The organism is Mesorhizobium sp. IMUNJ 23033, assembly GCF_044778005.1.
Lineage (GTDB): Bacteria > Pseudomonadota > Alphaproteobacteria > Rhizobiales > Rhizobiaceae > Mesorhizobium > Mesorhizobium amorphae_A.
This window is the reverse complement of the sequence record NZ_JBJACT010000039.1, coordinates 22,912-49,020: the sequence shown is the minus strand read 5'-3', so window position 1 is coordinate 49,020 and position 26,109 is coordinate 22,912. Positions and strand designations below refer to the sequence as shown.

The window sequence follows — 26,109 nt, the reverse complement described above, 5'->3', positions numbered from 1 at the left end:
TTGGACTTGCCACTCTCATTGTCGAAGGGCGCAAGACCGGCAAGGGCTGCGATCGACTTGGGTGAACGCTGACCGAGCTCGGGTAAGTGCGCCAGCAGAGAGAGGGCGGTGATCTTGGAGACACCGGAAGGGGCCGAGCCATGCCGCGGCCTGTCCCAACAGGGACGACCAGGATCCTCTCGGCCTCCTTCCCACCTCAAACATAGCACTGAACGAACACACAGGATCCTAGGGTCTGCGCCGCGTCGCTTCGCTCCTTGCTTCGCCCCTAGGATGACGAAGCTAACCTTATCCTCCATTGTTTCACGTGAAACGAAGTCGCCTTGCAACCTTGACAGCGGAGGCTCTCGGGGACATGTCTCCGGCAACTTCAGAATCTGGAATCATAAAATGAACGATCACTATGATGTGGTTGTGGTGGGCGGCGGCCATGCCGGTTGCGAGGCGGCCAGTGCGGCTGCGCGCGCCGGTGCCAGGACGGCGCTGGTGACGCTGCGTTTCGACACGATCGGCGTCATGTCCTGCAACCCTGCCATCGGCGGCCTCGGCAAGGGGCATCTGGTGCGCGAGATCGATGCCATGGACGGGCTGATGGGCCGCATCGCTGATGCAGCCGGCATTCAGTTCCGCTTGCTCAACCGCCGCAAGGGGCCCGCCGTGCGCGGCCCGCGCACCCAGGCCGACCGCAAGCTCTATCGGCTGGCGATGCAGGCGGCGATCCGCGAGCAGGCCAATCTCGAGGTGATCGAAGGCGAGGTCCTCGATTTCGAGATTGCCAAAGAAGCTGTATCGGCCGTCCTGTTGGCCGATGGAAGCAGGCTGGGCTGCGGCGCGGTGGTGTTGACCACCGGCACCTTCCTACGCGGGCTGATCCATATCGGCGAGAGGAAAATCGTTGCCGGCCGCATGAACGAGCAGGCCAGCATGGGCCTGTCGGCGACGATGAGCCGCGCGGGCTTCCAGTTGGGGCGGCTGAAGACCGGGACGCCGCCGCGCCTGGATGGCCGGACCATCGACTGGGCGTCGCTCGAAAGCCAGGCCGCGGATGAAGACCCGGTCCCGTTCTCGCTGATGACCGAGGCTATCCAGAACCCGCAGATCCATTGCGGCATCACGCGCACGACACCTGCGACGCATGAGTTGATTCGCCTCAACCTGCACCGTTCCGCGATGTATTCAGGCTCGATCGAAGGCGTGGGGCCGCGCTATTGTCCCTCGATCGAGGACAAGATCGTCAAGTTCGGCGATCGCGAAGGACACCAGATCTTCCTCGAGCCCGAGGGCCTCGACGACGACACCGTCTATCCGAATGGCATCTCGACCTCGCTGCCGGAAGACGTGCAGCTCGATATTCTGAAGACCATTCCTGGGCTGGAGCGGGCGACAATGCTGCAGCCCGGCTATGCGATTGAATACGACCATGTCGATCCGCGCGAATTGCAGCCGACGTTGGAAATCAAGCGCATCGGCGGCCTGTTCCTTGCCGGGCAGATTAATGGCACCACCGGCTATGAAGAAGCCGGCGCTCAGGGGCTGCTCGCCGGCCTCAACGCGGCGCGCAAGGCGTCCGCCGGCGCTCCGGTCGTGCTCAGCCGCACCGAAGCCTATATCGGCGTGATGGTCGACGATCTGACCAGCCGCGGCATCGCAGAGCCCTATCGCATGTTCACTTCGCGGGCCGAGTTCCGGCTGTCGCTCAGGGCAGACAATGCCGATGAGCGGCTGACGCCGCTCGCTGAGAGGCTGGGGATCGCGTCGCCAGAGCGGATGCATCGCTTTAACGACATCATGCTGGACCTTAAGAAGGCCCGCGAGCTGGTGCTAGGCGTTAGCTTCACGCCCACCGAAGCGGCTCGACACGGACTTGAGATTAACAGGGACGGCGTCCGCCGCACCGCCTATGAATTGCTGGCCTATCCCGGCGTCGACATCGCCTGGCTGGCTCGGATCGAACCCAGCTTCGCCGCAATCGACGTCAAGACCGCCGAGCGTCTCGAAACGGAAGCGAAATATTCTGTCTATCTCGACCGCCAGCGAGCGGATGTCGCCCAGATACGACACGAGGAGAGCCGGCTGATCCCGGCCTCGATCGATTTCGCCAATGTGCCCGGTCTCTCCAATGAGTTGAAGCAGAAGATGCTGGTGCGTCAGCCGCGCTCGATTGCGGATGCCCAGCGGATGGAGGGCATGACGCCGGCGGCGCTGGCGATCATCGTTGCCCATGTCCGCAATGCCGAGGCCGCCGCGCAGAGAGATGTCGCGTGAGCGCTGCCTCATGGACAAGCCTGCAAGAGGCCGCGGGTCCGGTTTCACGTGAAACATTCGATCGCCTGGTCGCGTTCGAACAGCTCTTCCTGAAATGGAACCGAAGCATCAACCTTGCGGCGCCATCGACGCTGGACGATGTCTGGGGCCGCCACATCCTCGACAGCGCGCAACTAGGCCGAATCGCACCCCAGGCGAAGCGTTGGGTCGACCTCGGTTCGGGCGGCGGTTTTCCTGGCCTGGTGCTGGCGTTTCTGCTTGTCGAACGCGAAGGGGCTTCGATCGACCTGGTTGAAAGCAATCGCAAGAAAGCGTCGTTCCTGCAGGCGGTCATCGGCCAGTTCGGTTTGCCGGCGCGGGTCATCGCGCGGCGCATCGATGACAGCTATCCGCTTGTTTCCGCACCGGAAATCGTTACGGCGCGAGCGCTGGCCTCATTGCCGGACCTGCTTGATCTCTCGGCACCCTGGCTGACCAAGGGGGCTTGCGCGCTGTTCCACAAAGGCCGGGATTACCGAGCCGAGGTGGAAGAAAGCACTCACCGATGGGCATTCGATCTGGTAGAACATCCGAGCATGACCGACCCGCACGGGGTCGTCCTCGAACTGTCAAATCTGCGCCCGGCGATCCGCAATGAATTACTGGCATAGACCCATGAAAACTGGACCGCGTATCATCACCGTCGCCAACCAGAAGGGCGGTGTCGGCAAGACCACCACCGCCATCAATCTGGCCACGGCGCTGGCGGCTATCGGCGAACAGGTGCTGATCGTCGACCTCGACCCGCAAGGCAATGCCAGCACCGGCCTCGGCATCGACCGCAAGGATCGCACCGTCTCGTCCTACGACGTGCTGACCGGCGAGCTCGATCTGGAGGCGGCGGCGATACCGACGGCGGTGCCAGGCCTGTCGATCGTGCCGTCGACGCTCGACCTGCTCGGCATCGAGATGGAGATCGCCTCGGCGCCGGACCGGGTGCTCAGGCTGCGCAACGCGCTGCGCGCCGCTGCCGAGCGCGCGGCGCCTTTCGGCTATGTGCTGATCGATTGCCCGCCGTCGCTCAACCTTTTGACGCTGAACTCGATGGCTGCGGCCGATTCGGTGCTGGTGCCGCTGCAATGCGAGTTCTTCGCGCTCGAAGGATTGAGCCAGCTGCTCGAGACGGTCGAGCAGGTGCGCCGCTCGATCAATCCGGATCTCACCATCCAGGGCATCGTGCTGACCATGTATGACGGCCGCAACAACCTCGCCAACCAGGTGGTGCAGGATGTGCGGCAGCATATGGGCGACAAGGTCTACGAGACCATCATTCCGCGCAATGTCCGCGTTTCCGAGGCGCCGTCCTACGGCAAGCCGGCGATCCTCTACGACCTCAAATGCTCGGGCAGCCAGGCCTATCTGCAGCTTGCTTCCGAAGTGATCCGCCGCGAGCGCAAATTGCGCGCCGCCTGACACCGATCCCATTTTGACGCCGATTCGATACCGTAACGATCTGGACAGATTATGACTGAAGACCTTTCGAGAAAAAGACTGGGCCGTGGCCTGGCGGCGCTGATCGGCGAAATCGATCGTCCGGCGATCCCGGAAAAGCAGAGCCCGGCGGCCGACGGCAAGGTGCCGATCGAATTCGTCAGCCCCAACCCGAAGAATCCGCGCCGCCATTTCGGTGAGGCCGAACTTACCGACCTTGCCCAGTCGATTCGCGAACATGGCGTGGTGCAGCCGGTGGTGACGCGACCGTCGCCGACTCAAGCCGGCCGCTATGAGATCATCGCCGGTGAGCGGCGCTGGCGCGCGGCGCAACGCGCCGGCCTGACCGAGATCCCGATCATCGTACGCGACGTCAACGACCGCACAGCGCTCGAACTGGCGATCATTGAAAACGTCCAGCGCACCGACCTCAACCCGGTCGAGGAGGCGCAGGGCTATCAGCAATTGATCGACGAGCATGGCTATACCCAGGCCGATCTTGGCCAGGTGATCGGCAAGAGCCGCAGCCATGTCGCCAACACGCTGCGGCTCTTGAAGCTGCCCGACGTGATCCGCGACATGCTGGTCGATGGCGAACTGTCGGCGGGGCATGCCCGCACGCTGGTGACGGCCGAGGATCCGGCCGGACTCGCCAAGCGCATCGTTGACGGAGGGCTGTCGGTGCGCCAGGCCGAGGCGCTGGCGCAGATGCCGGCCGGGCCTACGCCGCCCAAGGCCAAGCCGGCACCGAGCGCGCCGGAAAAGGATCCCGACACGCTGGCGCTGGAAAAGCTGATGACCGACACCATCGGCATGATCGTTTCCATCGAGCACAAGGAACGCGGCGGCGTGCTGCGGGTGAATTATCGGACGCTGGACCAGCTTGATGAGCTCTGCCGGCGGCTGAAGCAGGAGCGATAGGCGCCTGAGGCAGCAATGTATTTAGCCGGCAAATTATCTTTTGGCTTAAATCGGACCCAATGAAGCTGTTCGGCATTCGCATGAGAGCACGATAGAGGGCTGGCTTGCTGCCGGCCCTTCTGCTTTTGCCGCGCTGGCGGCAGGCGAAAACGGTCGAGCTGCCAATCTCCCCAAAAGCACCCAAAGGGCGAGAATGCCCGGCACCATCGCTTTCGCCTGTCGCCAGCCCTGGCGCTCGCGGCTTGACAGTGCCGTGCAACGGCGTAGCCTGAATTAGATATGGCTTAAATTATCTGCCCTAGCGTGCCGGCCAGCCGCGGCGAGGGCTATTTGCCATTCCTACAATAGTCGTGAAATGGCATTGCCTCGCCAAAGCGATATGCCGACGCGCCTGACGCAAGTGGGAGGTGCAAATGGCAGTCCGTTGGCAATTGTCCGGAAGCTACTTCGAAAATTGTAGCTGCGATGTCGTATGTCCTTGCCTGCTGTCCACCAACGCGCAGCTGACATCGAAGCCGACGAGAGGCGTTTGCGACGTCGGCTTGGTCTTTCATATCGATACGGGCAATTACGGCGACGTTCGATTGGATGGGCTCAGTGTCGCGATGGTTGCTCACACGCCGGGTCCGATGGCGAACGGCAATTGGACGGCCGCCGCCTATATCGACGAACGGGCCGATGACAGGCAAACAGAGGCGCTAGGTGCCATCTTCGCTGGCACCGCCGGTGGCCCTATGGCGGTGTTGGCACCCATGATTGGCACGAATCTCGGCGCCAAGAAGGTGCCGATAAGCTATCGGATAGACGGCAAGAAGCGGTCGGCGGAGATTGCGGGCGTCATGCAGATGGCGGTCGAGCCGCTGCCGACAATGCGCGAGGACGGGCAGATGTGGGCGGCCACCGGCCATCCTATCAATCCCGACTGGCTCGCCCTGGCAATGGGGGCGGAAGGCAGTACATTCAGCGACCATGGCATGAGCTGGGACAATTCCCGCCGAAACGGACATTACGCCCCGATCAATTGGTCCGGCCAGCAGTAGCCGTTGGCCGCACAGTACGGAGCGTACTCGTCCATGGCGTCGACGTTGCAGCGAAACATCATTCTCGCACTGCTGATCGCTATCGCTGCGGCGGCGTGGACCCTGCTCATCTGGCAGCAGATGGGCATGGACGCGGACATGCGCATGGAAATGTACTCACTCACCATGGGCATGCAGGCGCCGCTGTTTCTTGCCGTCTGGATGATCATGATGATTGCCATGATGTTTCCGACGGCCGCACCCATGATCCTGACGTTTCACCAGGTCCAGGCCGGCAAACAGGGCCGGGGCGAGACCTTTGTCTCGAGCTGGGTGTTCGTGGCCGGGTACATGCTCGTTTGGAGCGTGATGGGCGTTGTGGCCTTTGCCGGTGCGGCGGGTGCGGAGATGCTTGCCCGGCATGTGGGATTGTCCACGGCGACGGCCGCGCGTATCGGCGGCGCGCTGCTGATGATTGGCGGCGCCTATCAACTCTCCCCACTGAAAGATCTGTGTCTGGCCAAATGCCGCACGCCGATTGGCTTCATTCTGACCTCATGGCGCGATGGTTACTGGGGCGCGGTTCGCATGGGCCTGGAGCATGGACTTTTTTGCCTGGGCTGCTGCTGGCTTTTGTTTCTCGCCCTCTTTCCTCTCGGGATCATGAACGTCGCCGCAATGGCCGTGGTCACCTTGCTAATCTTTGCGGAAAAGACCCTCCCGTCAGGAGATGGGATCGCAAAGGTGTCGGGTGTCGCTCTGCTCCTTTATGGCGCGGCGGTGCTGGTCTTTCCACAGGCGCTGCCAACCTTCCAGCCGGTGGGCGCCATGATAATGAATTAACCAATGGAGGCAGCGCTCGGCGCCGAAAAGGGAGGATCGCTCTCCTACCGCTGCGCCAGCCTCGCGCTCTCGACCGCGATACCAAGGAGCGCCTGCCGCGCCAGCGCAACGGACAGGTCCGGCCTCCTGCGCGTCTGCAGCACGGCAGCCTGCAGGCGGTTCAGTGCCCGGCCCAGCGCATCGACGCTCCAGCGCTCCAGTGCCTTTTCCACCAGCTTGCGTCGCGAGAAAAACACCGGCGGACGGGCGCTGGCCACGACCGATGCCGCGTTGCGGCCGCCTGCCTCCATCTGGCCACGCATGGATTGCATTGCCTGCAATTGCCGCATCGCCGACGACAGCACCAGAAAGGGCTGGCCGCCGGACTGGCAATGGCGGGTGAAGGCGGTGTCGAAGTCGCCGATCTTGCCCTCAAGCAGAGCATCGACGGCGTCGTCGAAGGAGGCGCCGGAGACGTCGCCGGACATCGCCCTCACATCATCTAGGCCGATCTCCTTCTGGCCATGGGCGTAGAGCACGAGTTTCTCGATCTCGCCGCGCGAGGCCAGCCGGTCGCCGCCGAGATTGCGGCGCAGCGCCTGTCTGGCCTCCATCGTCATCGACATGCCGGCCTTGCGCAATTCGTCGTCGATGACGGTATCGATGTCCCTGGCCTCGTCGGCGTAGCAGGGCAGGGCCATGGCATTGTCCGCCGCCTCGACCACGGCGCGCAGGCCGACGCCTTTTTTCAGATCGCCCGCCTCGATGAGAATGATCGCATCCGGCGCGGGCTCCGATGTCAGCGCCTTGACGTCATCGGCCAGCGCCTTCTGGCCACTGGCGTTGCGGACCCAGAGCAGGCGCCGATCCGAAAACATCGGCACGGTGCGGGCCTCGTCGAGCAGTCGGCCTTCGTCGCGGTCGACCTCGGAGCCATCCAGCCTGACCACCGAGAACGGATCGTCGAGCGGCAGGCCGGTCTTGACCGCAAAGGCCTTCGCGCGCTCGGCGACCAGACCGCGATCGGGACCGTAGAGCAGGACGATCGAGATACGGGCGTCGGGGCGCGCCAGCCAGGAATCGACCTCGTATGCTTTCTTCTGTGTCATGGGGTTTGGTTAGCATGGTGTGGGCGTTGGGTGAACGCCCGCTCTTTCCTTCTCCCCTTGTGGGAGAAGGTGGATTGGCGCGTTAGCGCCGAGACGGATGAGGGGTGTTCCAGCGGAGTGAGACGCTGGCGTTCCCTGGAACACCCCTCATCCGTCGCCTTCGGCGACACCTTCTCCCACAAGGGGAGAAGGGAGGCCGCGCGAGGCCTCCTCGATCCGCGACTTATCGTATCTGGCGGGAAACCCGGCGCAACCTTGCCCCAAATTGCGCATCGCGGCCGAAGTTAGATAGGAAATTTCGGCTGCTTGTCGTCATTTTACGCCGCAGCGAGGGGGCGTCGCCTGGCTGAGGCCAGGTGGCAGCAGGCCAATCAAAAAACGTACCCGACGAATTGGCACTGGTCTGGCGGCGAGGATGTGCAAATATCGCGCCGGCAACATTGGAGGACGAAGGTCATGGCCGATGCTGGAATGTTGCGCTTCCATGTTCCCGAACCGGAGGTGCGGCCGGGCGGGACGCCTGACTTCTCCAACGTGCCCATCCCCAAGGCGGGTTCGGCGCCGCGTCCGGAGATCGATGTCGATCCGCGCACGATCCGCGACATGGCGTTTTCGATCATCCGCGTGCTGAACCGCGATGGCGAGGCGGTCGGTCCGTGGGCCGGCCTGCTTTCCGATGAGGAGTTGCTCGAAGGCCTCCGCCACATGATGACATTGCGCAGCTTCGATGCGCGCATGCAGATGGCGCAGCGCCAGGGCAAGACCTCGTTCTACATGCAGCATCTCGGCGAAGAGGCGGTGAGCTGCGCCTTCCGCAAGGCGCTCGCCGCCGGCGACATGAACTTTCCGACCTACAGACAAGCCGGCCTGCTCATCGCCGACGGCTATCCGATGGTCACGATGATGAACCAGATCTATTCCAACGAGGCCGATCCGCTGAAGGGCCGCCAGCTGCCGATCATGTATTCATCGAAGGAGCACGGCTTCTTCTCGATCTCCGGCAATCTGGCGACGCAGTACATCCAGGCCGTCGGCTGGGCGATGGCCTCGGCAATCTCCAATGACTCCAAGATCGCCGCCGCCTGGATCGGCGATGGTTCGACGGCCGAGTCCGATTTTCACTCGGCGCTGGTGTTCGCCTCGACCTACAAGGCGCCGGTCATTCTCAACGTCGTCAACAACCAGTGGGCGATCTCGACTTTTCAGGGCATTGCGCGCGGCGGCTCCGGCACTTTTGCTGCCCGCGGTCTCGGCTTCGGCATTCCGGCGCTGCGCGTCGACGGCAATGACTATCTCGCGGTGCATGCCGTGGCCAAATGGGCGGCGGAGCGGGCCCGCGCCAATCTCGGGCCGACGCTGATCGAATATGTCACCTACCGGGCCGGCGCGCATTCGAGCTCGGACGATCCGTCGGCCTACCGGCCGAAGGCCGAATCCGACGCCTGGCCGCTCGGCGACCCGGTCATCCGGCTGAAGATCCATCTGATCCACAAGGGCGTCTGGTCGGACGAGCGCCACACCCAGGCCGAATCCGAAATCCTCGAAACGGTGATCGCGGCGCAGAAGGAAGCCGAGAGCCACGGCACGCTGCATGCCGGCGGCAAGCCGTCGACGCGCGACATGTTCGAAGGCCTCTATGCCGAGATGCCGCCGCATCTCAGGCGCCAGCGCCAGCAGGCGGGGGTCTGACCATGCCAAGACGGACGATGATCGAGGCCATTCGTGATGCCATGGACGTGTCGATGGCGCGCGACGAACGCGTCATCGTGTTCGGCGAGGATGTCGGCTTCTTCGGCGGCGTCTTCCGCTGCACGCAAGGCCTGCAGGCCAAGTACGGCAAGAGCCGCTGCTTCGATGCGCCGATCAACGAGTCCGGTATTGTCGGCTCTGCCATCGGCATGGCGGCCTACGGCTTGAAGCCCTGCGTCGAGATCCAGTTTGCCGACTACATGTATCCGGCCTACGACCAGCTGACGCAGGAAGCGGCGCGGCTGCGCTACCGCTCGAACGGCGACTTCACCTGTCCGATCGTGGTGCGCATGCCGACCGGCGGCGGCATTTTTGGCGGCCAGACCCACAGCCAGAGCCCGGAAGCGCTGTTCACGCATGTGTCCGGGCTGAAGACGGTGGTGCCGTCGAACCCGCATGATGCCAAGGGGCTTTTGATCGCGGCGATCGAGGATCCCGATCCGGTGATCTTCCTCGAACCGAAGCGACTCTACAACGGCCCGTTCGATGGTCATCACGACCGTCCGGTGACGCCGTGGTCGAAGCATGAACTCGGCGAGGTCGCCGACGGCCACTATACCGTCCCGCTCGGCAAGGCGGTCATCCGTCGGCCGGGCTCTGCCGTTACCGTGCTGGCTTACGGCACCATGGTCTATGTCGCGCAGGCCGCCGCCGAGGAAACCGGCATCGACGCGGAGATCATCGATCTGAGGACACTCTTGCCGCTCGATCTCGACACAATCGTCGCCTCGGTGAAGAAGACAGGGCGCTGCGTGGTCGTGCACGAAGCGACGCTGACCTCCGGCTTTGGCGCCGAACTCTCGGCGCTGGTGCAGGAGAATTGCTTCTATCACCTCGAAGCGCCGGTGGCGCGCGTCGCCGGCTGGGACACGCCCTATCCGCATGCGCAGGAGTGGGATTATTTTCCCGGGCCTGCCCGGGTCGGCCGCGCCTTGATTGAAACCATGGGAGCTTGAGATGGGCGAACATATCATCAAGCTGCCCGATGTCGGCGAAGGTGTCGCCGAGGCCGAACTGGTCGAGTGGCATGTGAAGGTCGGCGACCTCGTGCGCGAGGACACGGTGCTCGCCGCCGTCATGACCGACAAGGCGACGGTGGAAATTCCCTCACCCGTCGATGGCGAGATCCTGTGGCTCGGCGCGGAGATCGGCGACACGGTAGCGATCGGCTCGCCGATCGTGCGGCTGAAAGTGGCCGGCGAGGGCAATGTGAAGCCGGAGAGCAGCCCGCCAGCAGAAACCATCAACGCCGAACCTCCGGCGAAGCTCGCAACGCCGAAGCCCGAGGCTGCGCCGCCCAGCCCGAAGGCATCACCGAAGGCTGACGAGGCGAAAGCGAAACCGGCACCATCGCCGGCCAGTCCGAAAGCAACGGGACGGTTGTCGGTCTCCGGCGCGCCGCGCGCTGAAGGCGAAAAGCCGCTGGCCTCGCCCGCGATACGGCTCAGGGCAAGAGAGGCCGGCATCGATCTGCGCCAGGTCGCCAGCAGTGGTCCGGCCGGCCGCATAAGCCATGAGGACATCGATGCCTTCCTGGCGCGCGGACCGCAGGTCGCGAAGATATCGGGTCTCGCCCGCAACGACAGCGTCGAAGACGTCAAGGTCATCGGGCTCCGGCGCAAGATCGCCGAGAAGATGACGATCGCCAAATCGCGCATCCCGCATATCACCTATGTCGAGGAGATCGACGTCACCGCGCTCGAGGACTTGCGCGCCGCGCTCAACAAGGAGAAGCGTGCTGATCGGCCGAAGCTGACACTGCTGCCGTTCCTGATGCGGGCGATGGTCAAGGCGATCGCCGACCAGCCCAATCTCAACGCGCTGTTCGACGACGAGGCCGGCATCATCCACCAGCATGGCGGCGTGCATATCGGCATCGCGGCGCAAACGCCGTCGGGGCTGGTGGTGCCGGTGGTCAAGCATGCCGAGGCGCGCGACATCTGGGACTGTGGCGCCGAGGTCCACCGACTGGCCGAGGCGGCGAAGTCGGGCACGGCGACGCGTGACGAGCTGTCCGGCTCGACCATCACCATCACCTCGCTCGGCGCCATGGGCGGGGTGGCGACGACGCCGGTCATCAACCATCCGGAAGTGGCGATCATCGGCGTCAACAAGATGATGGTGCGGCCGGTATGGGACGGCACCCAGTTCATGCCGCGCAAGATGATGAACCTGTCGTCCAGCTTCGACCACCGCGTCATCGACGGCTGGGACGCCGCCGTGTTCGTCCAGCGCATCAAGACGCTGCTGGAGACGCCGGCGCTGATTTTTGTGGATTGAGGGGATCTACTGAGATGCCGGCGGGACAGCACCCCCCTCTGCCTTACCAAGCATCTCCCCCTCAAGGGGGGAGATTGGCAGCGTCAGCGCCTTGCCCATCCTCGCGACCTTCGAGATTGGCGAAAGCGCGGCAACATCTAATCTCCCCCCTTGAGGGGGAGATGTCCGGCAGGACAGAGGGGGGCGCGAAGGATCGCTACTTAGCGGATTGTCCATCGCGACGACCAACCAAGGTGCCAAGATGAAAGAAATCTCCTGCAACCTGCTCGTCATCGGCGCCGGTCCCGGCGGCTATGTGTGCGCCATCCGCGCCGGCCAACTCGGTGTCGATACGGTGATCGTCGAAGCCGGCAAGCCTGGCGGCACCTGCCTCAATGTCGGTTGCATCCCGTCCAAGGCGCTGATCCACGCTGCGGAAGAGTTCGAGAAGGTCGCGCATATGGCCGGCGGCAAAAGCCCGCTCGGCATTTCGGTTGGCGCGCCGAAGCTCGACCTGACAAGGACCGTCGCCTGGAAGGACGGCATCGTTAGCCGGCTGAACAGTGGCGTTGCCGGCCTGCTCAAGAAGGCCAAGGTCAAGACCGTGCAAGGGTGGGCGACGTTTCGCGACGGCAAGACTGTCGCGGTCGAGACCGAGATGGGGACGCAGGTGATCCGGGCAGAGGCGGTGGTGATCGCCACCGGCTCGGCGCCGGTCGAGCTGCCGTTCCTGCCGTTCGGCGGGCCGGTGATTTCGTCCACGGAAGCGCTGGCGCTGGGCGAGGTGCCGAAGAAGCTCGCCGTGGTCGGCGGCGGCTATATCGGGCTGGAGCTCGGCACCGCCTTCGCCAAGATGGGTGCCGCGGTGACCGTGGTCGAAGCCCTGCCGCGCGTGCTGGCGCAGTATGATGCCGAGCTGACCCGGCCGGTGGTGAAGCGGCTCGCCGAACTCGGCATCGAGGTGATGACGGGCGCCAAGGCCAAGGGGCTGTCGACCAAGGGCGATGCGCTGCTGGTCGAGACATCAGACGGCAAGAATGCCAAAATCGCCGCCGACACCATCCTGGTCACGGTCGGCCGCAAGCCGGTGACCGAAGGCTGGGGCCTCGAGCAGATCGATCTCGATATGTCAGGCAAATTCATCCGCATCGACGACCAGTGCCGCAGCTCGATGCGCGGCATCTTTGCCATCGGCGACGTCACCGGCGAGCCGATGCTGGCGCACCGGGCGATGGCGCAGGGCGAAATGGTCGCCGAGATCGTCGCCGGCCACAAGCGCAGCTGGGACAAGCGGGCGATCCCGGCGATCTGTTTCACCGATCCGGAGCTGCTGACAGCCGGCCTGTCGCCGGAGGAGGCGAAGGCCGTCGGCGGTGAAATCAAGATCGGCCTGTTTCCCTTCGCCGCCAACGGCCGCGCCATGACCAAGCACGGCGAGGATGGATTCGTCCGCGTCGTGGCGCGCGCGGACAACCATCTGGTGCTCGGCATCCAGGCGGTCGGGCAGGGCGTGTCGGAGCTGTCGACGGCCTTTGGCCTGGCGCTGGAAATGGGCGCGCGGCTGGAGGACATCGCCGGCACCATCCACGCCCATCCGACGCAGGGCGAAGGATTCCAGGAAGCGGCGCTGAAGGCGCTCGGCCACGCTCTGCATATCTAGCTGCGGCGGTCGTGCCGCGCTCACGGATTGCGTAACGGGACAGACTGGTGTCTTTCCGTGGCGATGGAACTGAAGAAATACATTGCGATTCGCTACAACGCCCCCACCGGTTTCAAACCGAGCCAGTGGAACGGAGAGGGTCGCGCCAATCTCGATCCTGTTTGGTTGGTCGAGCGGTTGGCGTTGTTTGACGGATATTGCGCGCCTTCTCTCGAGGCACAGTCGCTGAAGGACTTTACCGTCCTGATCGCCTTCGATGCCGAGACGCACGAGAACTACGTCAGGACCGTCTGCAATTGCGTGGCCGGCATCGACGTCAGGCCGGTCCGCGTCGAAGCGCATGAGACCTACAGTCTTCGCTTCAACGCGTTCGTCCAAGGCGATACGGATGCCGAGTTCGTGTCACTGACGCGGCTCGACAGCGATGACGCGCTGGCGCCGGGCTTCATGGAGCGGATCGACTATTACGCGCGCCGGGAGATCGAAAAAGGCGCGGTTAGCCAGCAGCCGCTCTACATCGCCTTTCCGGACGGCCAGAATTTCGACACGGCGACCGGCCGCTATACGCACCACGAATATGTCACGTCGGCGTTCGGCACCCTGGTCGAGAAGCGATCAGCCGAAATGAAAGGTGTCTATAGCGACCATCACGCCAAGATGGCGACGCGCTTCAACACCGTCGTGGCGGCATCGAAGGGCGCGCAATGGTGCATCGTGATACATGACAACAATGCCGCCAATGTGCTCAGGGGCAAGCCGGTCGCGGAGCCGTCCTTCACGGTGGGTCGACATGGCATCGAGATCGAAAGGCGGGAGCCCGTGCGAAAGGAGAGGCCGCCGCAACTGTCTCACACTTCAGCCAAGGCCTCGCGAACAGTGGGAAACTTTGTCCGGTTTCTGCTCGGGCGGCCGATGATCCTGCGCAAATAGGGAGGTGGACGTGCCGCGGGCGTCGGCCACCTCCGGGAAGCGGCGCTGAAGGCGCCGGGCAGGCGCTGCATATTTGGAGCGGTGGCTCCCCTTCTCCCACAAGGGGAGAAGGGAAAGGGTGCCAACTCAACTCGCCAGCCGGCTAACCATTTCGTGCTGTACATAGGCGCGACCAAAACGGTTGGCGAGGAAAACGTCGAGCGCGATGTCCTCCTGCTTGACGAAACCTGTCGCCGGCAGGCTGCCGTCGGCCAGCATGTCGAGCACGGCGCAGATGCCGGACGCCGTGGTGATCTGGATGGCGCTGCGCACCGTCTGGCCGACGCGTTGGCTGTAGATCTTGTTGGCATAGGTCTCCTGCAGCAGGCGGCCGTTTTTGAGCCCGCTGACAGTGACGAAGACGATGACCACGTCCTGCAGCGTCGCCGGCAGGGCGCTTTCAAAGATGTCCTTCAACACGTCGCGGCGGTGGCGCAGGCCAAGATCGTTGAGCAGCGCCTTCATGATCGCGGCGTGGCCGGGATAGCGGATGGTGCGATAGTTCAGCGTGCGCACCTTGCCCTTCAGGGTCTCGGCCAAGGTGCCCAGCCCGCCCGAGGTGTTGAACGCCTCATAGGTGACGCCGTCGAGCGAGAATTCCTCGCGCTCTTCTAGCGGTGGCACCTCGATCAACTCGCCTTCGACGATCGCCTCGCAAGGCTCGCAATACTCGTTGATGACGCCGTCGGTGCTCCAGGTCAGATTGTAGTTCAGCGCATTCGACGGATATTGCGGCAGGGCGCCGACGCGCATGCGCACGCTCTCCAGCGTGTCGAAGCGGCTGGCGAGATCGTTGGCGACGATCGAGATGAAGCCCGGCGCCAGGCCGCATTGCGGGATGAAGGCGCTCTTGCCGGAGCGAGCCAGTTCCTTGACCCGCCTGGTGCTGGCGACATCCTCGGTGAGGTCGAGATAGTGCACGCCGGCGCTGGCCGCCGCCTCGGCGATGCGGGTGGTCAGATGGAAGGGGGCAGCACTCAGCACCGCGAATGTGCCGACCAGGGCCGCTTCGAGGGCGCCCGGGGCGGCGATGTCGAGCTCCAGCGTCGCAACCGTGGCCGGCAGTTCGGCCGCGGTTAGCTGTGCTGCCGCGCGGTCGACGAGGGTGACGTGATAGTCACCGGTCGCGGCGAGCATCTCGGCAATGGTCGAGCCGATCTTTCCGGCGCCGACGACAACAATTTTCTTCATGACCGGTTCCCTCGCCCGAATGTCAACTACGAGCCGTAGAATCGCAGCTTGCCTGTCGAAAGGAAGCGTGAAATTGTTCGGAACGAAACCACTCTTTGAACAATATGCCGAAGGAAATCGTCGAAATGATCAGTGATGCCGAACAGGCCCTGCTTTCCCTGCTGCGTGCCAACGTGCGCGCATCGACCGCCGAACTGGCGCGCCAGCTCGGTGTGTCGCGCACCACCGTGCAGAGCCGAATCGAGCGGCTGGAGCAGCGCGGCATCATTGCCGGCTATGGTGTCAGGCTGTCACCGGACTATGAGCAAGGCCTGGTGCGGGCGCATGTGCTGCTCACCGTGACGCCCAAGCTCGCCGACAAGGTGGTGCGCAGCCTGCAGGCTTTGCCGCCGGTCAGGACGCTGCATTCGGTGAGCGGCAATTTCGACATGATCGTCATCGTCGACGCCCCGTCGATCCGGGATCTGGATTCCCTGCTCGACCAGATCGGCGCCATGGACGGGGTGGAGCGGACTTCGTCGTCGATTATTTTGTCGACTAGGATCGATCGGTGAGGGCGGCGCTCGGAGGCTTGAGACGTCGGCGGGACAGCGCCCCTCTCTGTCCTGCCGGACATCTCCCCCACGAGGGGGGAGATTGGCAGCTTCGGCGCCGGCTCTCCTTTTGCAACCTTGGAGATTGGCGAAAGCCGGCGTGACATCCGATCTCCCTCCTTGTGGGGGAGATGGCCGGCAGGCCAGAGGGGGGCGCGAAGGAATGAGGCGTTTGTTGCCTCGCCTGATTGACTGCTACGCCCTGCGCCTTTCCGGCCCACTGTCCAGCCACGCCACATCCTCCGCCGACAGCTTGATATCCAGCGCCTGCAAACTGTCCTCCAGTTCGTCCAGCGTGCGCGGGCCGATCAGCGGGACGGACGGAAAGGGCTGCGCCAGCACATAGGCGAGCGCGACATGGATCGGGCTCTTGCCCAATCTGTTCGCCAGTTCGATGGCGCGGTCGCGGCGGCCGAAATTCCGGTCCGAATACCAGACCCGCACCAGTTCCTCATTGTCGCGCTTGTCGCGCCCGGCACGGTCGGTGAAGAAGCCGCGGCCCTGGCTCGACCAGGCGAAGTTCGGCATCTGGCGGGCGGTCAGCCAGGCCTTCCACTGGTCTGTCGAGGAGGTGACGCAGCCGGCCCAGATCGGCTCCAGCATCTCGGCCAGCGAGAAATTGTTGGAGAGCGCGCCGGGCTTCTGCTTGCCGGTCCGCTCGGCATAGGCAATCGCCTCGTCCATGCGCGCCATCGTCCAGTTCGAACCGCCGAACGGACCGCGGATGCGGCCGGCCTTGACCTCCGCGTCCATGGCGTCGACGAACTCGCCGACCGGCACGTCCGGATTGTCGCGGTGCATGAAATAGATGTCGACATGATCGGTCTGCAGCCGGTCGAGCGTCTGGGCAAGCTGCTTGCCGATGACATCGGGATAGCAGAGCGGCGAATGCGCGCCCTTGCCGATGACGACCGACTGCTCGCGTACGCCGCGGCTCCTCAGCCATTGACCGAGCAGCGCCTCGGTGTAGCCGCCGCCATAGACATAGCCGGTGTCGAACAGATTGCCGCCGGCCTCGAAGAAGGCATCGAGCAGGATCGAGCCCGAGGAAAACGTACGGAAATCCTCGAAGCCGAGCGCCAGGCACGAGGCCGGTCGCGGCAGACCGGGGATCTGGCGCTTCGGGATGCTGGTGCCATCGGTGCGTAGCGGCCGGCCCGAAATCGTGTTGATGCGTTTTGCCGGCTTTTCGATCTCGTATTCGATGCCCACAGCCGCCCGCCATCTGTCGAGCACGCGCAGCGTGCCGAGGCTGTCGGACCAGCCCATGCCCGGCCAGGCGAATTCCTGGTTGCCGGCAAGGATCGCGTCGCCGGCACCGTCGACCTCGAAGGAGTAGACATGGCGGGTTTCGTTGACGCTGATGGTTTCGCGGGTCCCGTCGGGCCGGATCAGGTCGATCCTGCCCGGCCCGACGTCGCGGTTGCCACCGGCGAACCAGAAATCCGGCACCTCGATATGGCCTTTGGTGCCGAAGATACGCAGCACATTGTCCTGCGCCAGCGAGATGCTGCAGGAGATCTCGGCGACGATGCCGCCGGGGAAATGCAGCAGCGCCGAGGCCCATTCGTCGACACCGGACTGGCCGAGATGCGCGGCGCCCGTCACCTTGTCGGGTTCGGCAAAGGGTTTTCCGGATGCCGCGCCGGCAATCAGCCTTGCCATGGAGGCGGGATAGCCGCCGACATCCAGTATGCCGCCGCCGGCGAGGTCGTTGGCGTAGAGCCGGTGCTCCGGCATGAAGCCGGGCATGGCGAAGCCGAAGCTGGACTTGATCATGCGGACGTCGCCGATCGCACCCGACTTGATCAATTCCACCAGCTGCAGCGTCTGCGGATGCAGCCGGTACATGAAGGCTTCGCCGAGGAACGTGCCGGCCTTTCGCGCCGCATGGATCATCGCGTCGGCCTCGAAGGCGGTCAGCGCCAGCGGCTTTTCGCACAGCACATGTTTGCCGGCTTCGGCGGCCTTGATCGCCCATTCGGCATGACCGGGGTGCGGTATCGAAATGTAGACGGCGTCGACCTCCGCGTCATTGAGCAGCGCATCATAGCCGTCGAGGATGCGGGCACCGGGGAAGGTCTCGGCAAGGCCCGCTTTGCCGGGGTTGCGGGCGCCGAGCGCAACAACCGTACCGGTGCGCGATTGCGCCACGCCGCCGGCAAAGGATTTTGCGATGCTGCCGGGCCCAAGAATGCCCCAACGAATTTTTCTGGCTTCGGAACTCATTTCAAATCTCCTTGGGGTCGCCTCGACGCGTCGGGTCAGGCAAAGAAAGGTCCTGGCGCCTAGCGAATGCGTGCGCCCTTGGTGTCGAAGAGCAGCGCCTTGCCGGCCCTGATCGACACCACCAGATGGTCGCCGCTCGCCCGATGCCGCGATGCCTCCCGCTCGATGATCAGTTCCGTGTCCCCGGCATCGGCGTAGACGTAGCTCACCGATCCCAGGTGCTCGGCGACATCGGCCTTGACGGCGATGTCGCAATCGCCTTGCCCGGCATCGAAGAAATGCTCCGGTCGGACGCCAAGCACGACATCGGCGCCGACGGCGGGCGGTGTGGTCTGGAGCGATTTTTTGAGCCGCGCGCCGGCATGGTTGACGAGTTCGATCGTTGCCGCGCCATCGCCGGTCTCGACCACCTTCGCGGCCAGGAAATTCATCTTCGGCGAGCCGATGAAGCCGGCGACGAAGCGGTTGGCCGGGTCGTCATAGAGGTCGAGCGGCGCGCCGATCTGCTCGACATTGCCGGCCTTGAGCACGACGATCCGGTCGGCCAGCGTCATCGCTTCGGTCTGGTCGTGCGTCACATAGATCATGGTGACGCCGAGCTCCTTGTGCAGCCTGGAGATCTCGACCCGCATCTGCACCCTGAGTTCGGCGTCGAGATTGCTCAGCGGTTCGTCGAACAGGAACACCTGCGGCTCGCGCACGATGGCGCGGCCGATGGCGACGCGCTGGCGCTGGCCGCCCGACAATTGCTTCGGTCGCCGCTGCATCAGTTCGTCGATGCAGAGGATCTCGGCGGCCCGTTTCACCCGCCGCTCGGTGTCGGCCTTCGGGTTGCCGTTCATCCTGAGGCCGAAGCTCAGATTCTGCTCGACTGTCATGTGCGGATAGAGCGCGTAGGACTGGAACACCATGGCGATACCGCGCTCGGCCGCCTCGACGTCGTTCATCACCTTGCCGCCGATGGCGATCTCGCCGCCGCTGATGTCCTCCAGCCCGGCGACCATCCGAAGCAGCGTGGACTTGCCGCAGCCGGAAGGGCCGACGAAGACGACGAACTCGCCATCGGCGATGTCGATGTTGGCGCCATGAATGATCTCATAGACGCCGAAGCGCTTGACGACATTGCTAAGCGTGACGGCGGCCATCTCGTCCTATCCTATTTGATGGCGCCGGCGGCGATGCCGGCGATGAAATGACGCTGCAGCAGCACGAAGACGACGAGCATCGGCACGGTCAGCATCACGGCGCCGGCCATGATGCCGCCCCATGACACTTTGGTCAGGCCGATCAGCGTGCCAAGCGCCACCGGCGCCGTCATCGCGCCGGGCTGGCTGTTGATCAAAAGCGGCCAGAGGTAATTATTCCAGGAGGCAAGGAAGAGGATGATGGCAAGCGCCGCCAGCATCGGCCGCGCCAAAGGCAGCGCGACGAACAGGAAGATGCGCCATTCCTTGACGCCCTCGACTCTTGCGGCGTCGAACAGGTCGCCCGGCATCATCGAAAAACTCTGGCGCATGAACAGCACGCCGAGCGAATTGAACAGCGGCGGCACGATCAGCGCCACCCAGGTGTTGGCGAGCTGGAAGTCGCGCGCCACCATGATGAATTGCGGGATCAGCACCACCGCATAAGGCAGCGTGATGGTGCCGAGGATGATGGCGACGACCACGCCCTTGCCGACGAAATTGTAGCGGGCGAGTGCCCAGCCGGCCATCGAGGTAAGCAGCACCGACAGGAAGGTGTAGGTCACCGCCACCGAAACCGAGATGCCGATGGCGCCGACGAAGTTGGTGTCGCGCTGCAGATTGTTGAAATTGTCGATGAAATTGTCGTGCGGCAGAAGCTCGATGCCGGGGCTGAAGATGCCGTTGTCGGGCATGGTCGAAAACACCACCATCATCCACAGCGGAAACAGCCAGATCAGCGCCAGCGGCGTCAGGAAGAGATGCAGCGCGATGCTGCGGCCGAGCCTTGCCTGCGAACGCGAGCTCATTTCGGCTCCTTCGTCAGCCAGAGCTGCACCAGCGTGATGGCGATCGCCAACCCCGCCATGGTGTAGGCGACGGCCGAGGCATAGCCGAAATTGAGCGAACGAAAACCCTGGCGGTAGAGCAACAGGCCGAGCGTCTCGGTGCCGCCGCCCGGGCCGCCGCGCTCGGTGATCAGGAAGGGCTCGGTGAACAGCTGCATCGTGCCGATGATCGACAGCACGGCGCAAAAGACGATGATCGGCTTGAAGAGCGGCAGGGTGATGTAGAAGAACTGCTTGACCTTGCTGACGCGATCCAGCGTCGCCGCCTCATAGACGTCATCCGGGATCGATTGCAGGCCGGCGAGCAGGATGATGGCGTTGTAGCCGGCCCAGCGCCAGGTCACCGCGATCATGATCAGCGCCATCGCCGGCGTGACGTTGGAGAACCAGTCGATGCTGGGCAGGCCGACGCTGTTCAGCAGCTTGTTGATGATGCCGAAATTGAGGTTGAACATCAGCCGGAACACCGCCGAATACGCGACCTCGCCGACCACGACCGGGGCGAAGAAGGCAAAGCGGTAGAGGCCGCGCGCCTTGAGCAATGGCGAATTCAGGAGCACCGCCATCACGATCGCCAGCGAGATCATCACCGGCACCTGGATGACGAGGATGAGCAGCGTGTTCTTCAGCGCATTGAAGAAGGCCGGGTCGCCGATGAGCCGGCCCCAGTTGAAGGTCGGCGCCCAGCGCCAAGGCACGGTGCGGGTCGCCTGGAAGGAGATCAGGAACGAGCTGATGATCGGCCAGACCCAGAAGACCGAGAAGATCAGCAGATAGGGCGCCAGGAAACGATAGGCCGTGGCGTTCTGATAGCGCATCGTTTCCTCCTTTTTGCTTCTGTGTCACGCCCGATAGGTGGCGTTACTGGTATTCAATCGTCGATGTTTGCGCGGCCCCTCACCTGCCTGCCGGCATCCTCTCCCCGTATAGTGACGGGGAGAGGGGCGCTGTCATCGGTGGTTTCGCCAATCACCGCCGTCGCAGGAAGGCGGCGTCGTTGCGGCCATCTCCCTTCTCCCCGTCACTATACGGGGAGAAGGTCCCGGCAGAGGATGAGGGGCAGCGCCGACATTCCTTCAGGACGCATCACTCAGCTCGCCGTCTCGTCACTTGATCGGCAGGCCGGTCGCCGAGGCGATCTGGCTTGCGGCATCGTCGAGCGCCGCCTTGGCGTCGGGATAGCCGCCGGCCAGATATTTGGTCTGCACGGCGCGCATGATGATCTCGGCGTCGCTCTGGAACGGCGTGCCGCGGCTTGGCACGACCTTGGGCAGAGTGGCGAGGATGTCCTTCCACACGGCCTGGCCGCCCCAGTAAGGCAGGCCTTGCGAGACGTAGGGGTCGTCGAGCGCCGAGATCAGCGACGGCACCAGGCCGAAATCCCTGAGCATGGTGATCTGGCCCTCATTGGTCGCCAGCGTGTATTTCAGGTAGGCGTAGGCGGCTTCCTTGTTCTTGCTGGCTGACGTGATGGCCAGCGAGGAGCCGCCGAGATTGGCGGCGCGCGGGCCGTCGGCGGTCAGGCTCGGCATAAGATAGACGCCCCATTTGCCGTTTTCACCGGCCGATTCGGTACGGATGGTGCCTTCATACCAGCCGCCATAGACCTGGGTGGCGACGGTGCCGGCGGTGTTGTTGGTGATCTTGGTGCCCCAGTCGGCCGACGCCATGATGCCGGCGTCCTTCATTTCCTTGATCTTGGTCAGGGTATCGACGCATTTGGGCTGGTTGACCGTGATCGACTGCCCGTCGGCGGCGAAATAGGCGCAGCCCTGTTCGTTGGCGATCATGCGGAAGAATTCGGTGTCGCCGTTGAAATCGGCGTTGGTCATGGTCACGCCCGGATTGGCGGCCTGGATCTTCTTGCCGGCGGAGATGAAATCGTCCCAGGTCTTGATCGAGGCGGGGTCGACGCCGGCCTTCTCATAGAAGTCGCGGCGGTAGAAGGCGGCGACCGGGCCGGAATCCCACGGCATCGCATAGGCCTTGTCGCCCACTTCGAGCTCGGTGCGCTTGAAATCGGGGAATTTCTTCTGGTCCTCGGCGGTGTAGCCGAGCGTATGCAGGTCGACGAAGCAGTCGGGGAACTGGCTCCAGTAGTTCTCGGCCTCGCCATTCTCGACCGAGACGATATCCGGCAGGCCGACGCCGCCGGCGGCGCAGCCGGCGATCGACTTGTCATAGGTCGGCTGGTTGCCGAGGTCCTCGACGGTCACCTTGATATCGGGGAATTGCTTGTTGAAGCCAGCGACGGTGGCTTTCAGCGACGAAGCCGCGATGTTCCAGCTCCAGATCGTGATTTCGCCGGATTGCGCCATGGCCGGGCCGGAGCCCAGGGCAAGCGCGAGCGCGGCGCAGGTCAGTATGGTGCGCATTGAAATCCTCCCATTTCATTTGCTCTCTTTTGGTGAGCGTGGCTACATTAGGCAGCGCGGAAGGCTTGTCCCCGACAAAGGGAATAAGAAATTGGCGGAAAGTAAGATGCCGGAAAGGCCATTTTATCAGCCTGGCGCCAGCAGCGTGGAGGGCCTGCCGCTGCTGCTGCAGATGTTCCACACAGAACCCCTGGTGATGCTCAAACCGCATTGGCATGCCCAGGTCGAGGTGAATTTCATCGTCCGCGGCAGCGTGCACTACCGCATGAACGACCATGAGATTTCGCTGTCGGCCGGCGAGATGTGCCTGTTCTGGGGCGGCCTGCCGCACCAGATGGACGATCTTAGCGACGATGCCATCTATGCCGGCGCGCATCTGCCGCTGGTGCATTTCTTCCGGCTGCATCTGCCGACCGATGTCCGGCACCGGCTGATGACGGGTGCTACCTTGGTGAGCGATGCGACCGACCGGTCGGACGACGACAATTTCGAGCGCTGGAACCGCTATGTCCGCTCGGGCGATCCGGCAAAGGCCGAGCACGCGGTGAACGAGCTGCTGCTCAGGCTGGAGCGGATGCGGTTCGAGCCCTACCGGCTGGTGCCCGAACACCCAGCCGGGCAGGCCGCCGGCAGCCCCTTCGACCAGCAATCCTCGCGCAATGTCGGGCGCATGTGCGACTTCATCGCCGAAAACTTCCTCTACGAGATCGACTGCGTGAACATCGCCGGGGCGGCGGACATCCATCCGAAATACGCCATGAGCATCTTCAAGAAGTCGACCGGCATGACGCTCAACGAATATGTCAACCTGCTGCGGCTGAGCTACGCCCAGGCGCTGCTGATGCATGAAGACGCCAATGTGCTGCGCGTTGCCATGGACTCGGGCTTCGGTTCGCTGAGCGCCTTCAACAAGTCGTTCCGCAAGCTGGCCGGCATGTCGCCATCGGATTTTAGGCGCGAGCGTGCGAGCGCCGGCTATTCCGTCCTCTAGATGTTCGGATCTCGAGCCGTCGCGCCGGCCAATCTCGTCGCCAATGGCAAGACGCTGTCGAAGCGCGCCCGATCGACTCGGCCATCTCGTGCCGACCGATCCTTGTGTCGGCGTCGCGGCAATCCGCGCACTCTACGAGGCAAACGGCTATGTCTGGCTGAAGGGTTTTCTCAACCGGGCCGATGTCATCGATTTTCGCGGCTGGGTTTTTTCCCACCTCGGCGATGCCGGGCTGATCGAGCCCGGCTCGGAACCTGCCTTGGGCAACGCGGCCGACGGCATGCTCGACAAGGGCCTCGCCGACCGTCGGCTGATGTCACTGGTGCGCTCGGCCACCTATGAAGGTTTTTGCGCCCAGCCGCGCCTTTCCGGCTTCATGGACCAATTCCTCGGCGGTCTGTCCTATCTGCACAAGCGCAAGCTCATGCGGTTCACGCAGCCCGGAACGCCGGCCGCAACCCCGGCGCACTACGATCTGGTCTATCTGCGCGGCGGCACGAGCCGCGTGGTGACCGCCTGGATACCGATCGGCGATACGCCGGTCGAGATGGGCGGCCTTGCCTATCTGGAAGGCTCCCATGCGATCGGGACGGCGATGGAGGCCCGCTTCGAAAAGGACAATGCCGCTCTGGCGCCGCAGGAGCGGATCAGCGCCTTCAATCGCAACATGACCGAGGGCGGCTGGGTGTCCAAGGATCTTCCCGACATGGCCGAGCGCTTCGACACGCGATGGCTGGTCGCCGACTACGAGGCCGGCGACGTGGTTCTGCACTCACCGTTCATGATCCACGCTTCGACGACCAATCGAAGCGCCGACAGGCGCATCCGCCTTTCGACCGATATCCGCTACCAGAATGTCGACGACGAGATCGATGCCCGCTGGAACAATCACTGGAGCCTCGACGACATGCTTTGAGTGATCGGCGCTCGGGGAAAGCGACCGTCGACCGGGATGGCGATCCTCGAGCGTGACAGATGCGCCATGCTGCCGGTGTTTTTCACCCTCTATTGATCAGTGATCATTGGCTTGTGCTCCGCGGCGCGGCGAACGCTGTGCAGCAGGATGGCCAGGCAGCCGACCAGCACCAGGACGCCGACGAGCGGCGGCAAGGCCAGCAGCTTTACCGCCGCGGTGATCGCGGCAATCAGGACCAGCGCCAGCCGCGCCAGACTGCCGTCGTCGACGAACATGCCGACAAAGACGGAGAGTTTCACCGGGCGTCGAGGCAGCCAGGCCGGTTGGGGCCAGTCGCCCCCTGGGCGACCGGATGGTTCAACCCGCGCGGACGCTGTCAATGCTGACGGGATCGATCTTCGTCAGGCGTTCCCTCGCCTCGACCACACGCCTTTGCTCGGACCTTATCCGGCTGCACAACGCGATGTTGATTCCGACGCCGCAATCCTCGTCCAGCAACTCATTCGCGCGCTTCAGAGAGTTCTCGGCTCGTTTCACGCGCTGTCTCGCCTTAGCCAATTCCAAGTTCAAGAGATCAACCATTTTCCCGCACTCGTCGCAGTCCCTTCGATTGTTAACCGGCGTCGATCCCATTTGTTCCGATTTCACCTAAGCATCCACCAAACGGTGGCGGCACACAGCAAAAACACGAGCGCGGCACACGCGATCAATATACCTCTTCGCGTTTGCCACCTTGGCGGTTCAGCCGGCGCAAGCCTGAACTGCCGGGCATGCTCCGTAGCGATTTTCAGCAAGGATGCAGCCGTCTCGCGCGGCGTCCAGCCTTGCGCTTCTGAGGCAGTCACCAGCGCTGCGAATGCCGCTTCCATGGCGACTTCGCAGTTGGCCTCCCGATCTGGGCTACCCTTTGGCAATAAGGGGGGTTCGACGGCTTTGGACATGCACACAAAGCGGCTCGCGCATGAAAGGTTCCTGAGACCGGATGCAAACGGCGCCTGAAGGCCATTCGTTCCGCCTGTGGGCTACGGTCCTATGAGGGTCCGACTGAAGTCTCAGCTTCAGCGGCAAAGGCCTGAGGGTGGAAACCGATGCCTCGCCAAGACATTGGAATGGACTGCCGAGTATGAAGTCCCTTCATCGGCGGTTAACCGCGGTGCCCGCTGTTGTCCCCCGGCGGCGGGCACCGATTTAACGAGGCCGAAGTGTGAACCATATCTCGTCGCGCAATCAAAACGTTGATGCCGCATGCCAACCTGCAAACGACAATCATACCCCTGGCGCCAGTGAGTGCTCCATCCTTGATCTCATCCCAAGTGAGGCTGATTTCGCTGACATCTCCAGGCGAGCGGAGCGCTTGGGCATTGCCGTGGTTATCGGAATGGCCATCTGCTGGTTGCTCGTTGCCCCGGTCGTCTATTTGGTCCTGATCCATGGGGTTCTTCGAGGCTGAGGATCGTGAGGACGTGACCAAATGGCCCAGTGGCCTGTGCCACCGATACCTCCCGGAAATCCTGCGGCGAGGCGTGTCGCAAGCCTTCC

23 protein-coding genes and 1 pseudogene are annotated in these 26,109 nt (G+C 63.6%); 14 read left to right on the top strand and 10 right to left on the bottom strand.

The features are described 5' to 3' along the window. A pseudogene (locus ACFX5Q_RS30655) lies at window positions 1-125 on the bottom strand (transposase); the annotation flags it as partial. 265 nt (window positions 126-390) lie between these two features. On the opposite strand from ACFX5Q_RS30655, the gene mnmG reads away from it, so the two are divergent. From mnmG to ACFX5Q_RS30625, 6 genes are all read left to right on the top strand, one after another. Next, the gene (gene mnmG / locus ACFX5Q_RS30650; RefSeq protein ID WP_404283890.1) at window positions 391-2,265 is read left to right on the top strand and encodes a tRNA uridine-5-carboxymethylaminomethyl(34) synthesis enzyme MnmG; all 1,875 of its coding nucleotides are present in this window, start codon (window positions 391-393) and stop codon (window positions 2,263-2,265) included. Further along, the gene (gene rsmG / locus ACFX5Q_RS30645; protein ID WP_404283888.1) at window positions 2,262-2,915 is read left to right on the top strand and encodes a 16S rRNA (guanine(527)-N(7))-methyltransferase RsmG; all 654 of its coding nucleotides are present in this window, start codon (window positions 2,262-2,264) and stop codon (window positions 2,913-2,915) included. Before mnmG ends, rsmG begins: the two co-directional genes overlap by 4 nt. A 4-nt stretch (window positions 2,916-2,919) precedes the next feature. Beyond that, window positions 2,920-3,717, top strand: coding sequence for a ParA family protein (locus tag ACFX5Q_RS30640; protein WP_404283887.1), 798 nt, complete (start codon window positions 2,920-2,922; stop codon window positions 3,715-3,717). 51 nt (window positions 3,718-3,768) lie between these two features. Continuing rightward, the gene (locus ACFX5Q_RS30635) at window positions 3,769-4,656 is read left to right on the top strand and encodes a ParB/RepB/Spo0J family partition protein (RefSeq protein ID WP_404283885.1); all 888 of its coding nucleotides are present in this window, start codon (window positions 3,769-3,771) and stop codon (window positions 4,654-4,656) included. Window positions 4,657-5,069: 413 nt separating this feature from the next. Then, complete coding sequence (locus ACFX5Q_RS30630; protein WP_404283883.1) at window positions 5,070-5,696, top strand: DUF1326 domain-containing protein; 627 nt, start codon at window positions 5,070-5,072, stop codon at window positions 5,694-5,696. Between the two features lie 33 nt (window positions 5,697-5,729). Beyond that, the gene (locus ACFX5Q_RS30625) at window positions 5,730-6,518 is read left to right on the top strand and encodes a DUF2182 domain-containing protein (RefSeq protein WP_404283881.1); all 789 of its coding nucleotides are present in this window, start codon (window positions 5,730-5,732) and stop codon (window positions 6,516-6,518) included. A gap of 44 nt (window positions 6,519-6,562) precedes the next feature. On the opposite strand, the gene holA is transcribed toward ACFX5Q_RS30625, so the two are convergent. Next, window positions 6,563-7,606 (bottom strand): DNA polymerase III subunit delta, encoded by a 1,044-nt coding sequence (gene holA, locus ACFX5Q_RS30620; protein ID WP_404283879.1) that lies wholly within the window; start codon window positions 7,604-7,606, stop codon window positions 6,563-6,565. Window positions 7,607-8,062: 456 nt separating this feature from the next. Between holA and ACFX5Q_RS30615 the strand changes: the two genes are divergently transcribed. The 5 genes from ACFX5Q_RS30615 (at window position 8,063) to ACFX5Q_RS30595 (ending at window position 14,204) form a co-directional block, all read left to right on the top strand. Next, on the top strand, window positions 8,063-9,295 hold the full coding sequence (locus ACFX5Q_RS30615) for a 3-methyl-2-oxobutanoate dehydrogenase (2-methylpropanoyl-transferring) subunit alpha (RefSeq protein WP_404283877.1): 1,233 nt from the start codon (window positions 8,063-8,065) through the stop codon (window positions 9,293-9,295). Between the two features lie 2 nt (window positions 9,296-9,297). After that, window positions 9,298-10,311: an alpha-ketoacid dehydrogenase subunit beta gene (locus tag ACFX5Q_RS30610; protein WP_006205302.1), complete on the top strand. Its 1,014-nt coding sequence runs from the start codon at window positions 9,298-9,300 to the stop codon at window positions 10,309-10,311. A gap of 1 nt (window position 10,312) precedes the next feature. Further along, window positions 10,313-11,635, top strand: coding sequence for a dihydrolipoamide acetyltransferase family protein (locus tag ACFX5Q_RS30605; protein WP_404283875.1), 1,323 nt, complete (start codon window positions 10,313-10,315; stop codon window positions 11,633-11,635). A gap of 241 nt (window positions 11,636-11,876) precedes the next feature. Beyond that, window positions 11,877-13,274, top strand: coding sequence for a dihydrolipoyl dehydrogenase (gene lpdA, locus ACFX5Q_RS30600; RefSeq protein ID WP_404283874.1), 1,398 nt, complete (start codon window positions 11,877-11,879; stop codon window positions 13,272-13,274). A gap of 63 nt (window positions 13,275-13,337) precedes the next feature. Then, window positions 13,338-14,204, top strand: a complete 867-nt coding sequence (locus ACFX5Q_RS30595) for a glycosyltransferase (RefSeq protein WP_404283892.1) — start codon at window positions 13,338-13,340, stop codon at window positions 14,202-14,204. 126 nt (window positions 14,205-14,330) lie between these two features. Here the strand turns inward: ACFX5Q_RS30595 and ACFX5Q_RS30590 are convergent, their stop codons facing one another. Beyond that, window positions 14,331-15,434: a saccharopine dehydrogenase C-terminal domain-containing protein gene (locus ACFX5Q_RS30590; RefSeq protein ID WP_404283872.1), complete on the bottom strand. Its 1,104-nt coding sequence runs from the start codon at window positions 15,432-15,434 to the stop codon at window positions 14,331-14,333. Window positions 15,435-15,559: 125 nt separating this feature from the next. Here ACFX5Q_RS30590 and ACFX5Q_RS30585 point away from each other — a divergent pair, with 125 nt between their 5' ends. Then, window positions 15,560-15,988 carry an Lrp/AsnC family transcriptional regulator gene (locus tag ACFX5Q_RS30585; protein ID WP_404283871.1) on the top strand — a complete coding sequence of 143 codons (429 nt, stop codon included), beginning with the start codon at window positions 15,560-15,562 and terminating at the stop codon, window positions 15,986-15,988. Window positions 15,989-16,222: 234 nt separating this feature from the next. Here the strand turns inward: ACFX5Q_RS30585 and ACFX5Q_RS30580 are convergent, their stop codons facing one another. The 5 genes from ACFX5Q_RS30580 to ACFX5Q_RS30560 all read right to left on the bottom strand — a co-directional run bounded on the left by ACFX5Q_RS30580 (window position 16,223) and on the right by ACFX5Q_RS30560 (window position 22,663). Then, a complete protein-coding gene (locus ACFX5Q_RS30580; RefSeq protein WP_404283869.1) occupies window positions 16,223-18,256 on the bottom strand; it encodes an aldo/keto reductase in 2,034 nt (677 codons plus the stop codon). Window positions 18,257-18,315: 59 nt separating this feature from the next. Beyond that, window positions 18,316-19,401 carry an ABC transporter ATP-binding protein gene (locus ACFX5Q_RS30575; protein WP_404283867.1) on the bottom strand — a complete coding sequence of 362 codons (1,086 nt, stop codon included), beginning with the start codon at window positions 19,399-19,401 and terminating at the stop codon, window positions 18,316-18,318. 11 nt (window positions 19,402-19,412) lie between these two features. Then, on the bottom strand, window positions 19,413-20,249 hold the full coding sequence (locus tag ACFX5Q_RS30570) for a carbohydrate ABC transporter permease (RefSeq protein WP_404283865.1): 837 nt from the start codon (window positions 20,247-20,249) through the stop codon (window positions 19,413-19,415). Next, complete coding sequence (locus ACFX5Q_RS30565; RefSeq protein ID WP_404283863.1) at window positions 20,246-21,106, bottom strand: carbohydrate ABC transporter permease; 861 nt, start codon at window positions 21,104-21,106, stop codon at window positions 20,246-20,248. Before ACFX5Q_RS30565 ends, ACFX5Q_RS30570 begins: the two co-directional genes overlap by 4 nt. Before the next feature lie 288 nt (window positions 21,107-21,394). Next, window positions 21,395-22,663: an ABC transporter substrate-binding protein gene (locus tag ACFX5Q_RS30560; protein ID WP_404283861.1), complete on the bottom strand. Its 1,269-nt coding sequence runs from the start codon at window positions 22,661-22,663 to the stop codon at window positions 21,395-21,397. 106 nt (window positions 22,664-22,769) lie between these two features. Between ACFX5Q_RS30560 and ACFX5Q_RS30555 the strand changes: the two genes are divergently transcribed. Further along, a complete protein-coding gene (locus ACFX5Q_RS30555; RefSeq protein WP_404283859.1) occupies window positions 22,770-23,654 on the top strand; it encodes a helix-turn-helix domain-containing protein in 885 nt (294 codons plus the stop codon). A 43-nt stretch (window positions 23,655-23,697) separates the two neighbouring features. Further along, window positions 23,698-24,570 (top strand): phytanoyl-CoA dioxygenase family protein, encoded by an 873-nt coding sequence (locus ACFX5Q_RS30550; protein WP_404283858.1) that lies wholly within the window; start codon window positions 23,698-23,700, stop codon window positions 24,568-24,570. Window positions 24,571-24,659: 89 nt separating this feature from the next. Here ACFX5Q_RS30550 and ACFX5Q_RS30545 read toward each other — a convergent pair whose 3' ends face one another. Beyond that, window positions 24,660-24,869 (bottom strand): hypothetical protein, encoded by a 210-nt coding sequence (locus ACFX5Q_RS30545; RefSeq protein ID WP_404283856.1) that lies wholly within the window; start codon window positions 24,867-24,869, stop codon window positions 24,660-24,662. A gap of 58 nt (window positions 24,870-24,927) precedes the next feature. Further along, window positions 24,928-25,152 (bottom strand): hypothetical protein, encoded by a 225-nt coding sequence (locus ACFX5Q_RS30540; protein ID WP_404283854.1) that lies wholly within the window; start codon window positions 25,150-25,152, stop codon window positions 24,928-24,930. Between the last annotated feature and the right edge of the window lie 957 nt (window positions 25,153-26,109).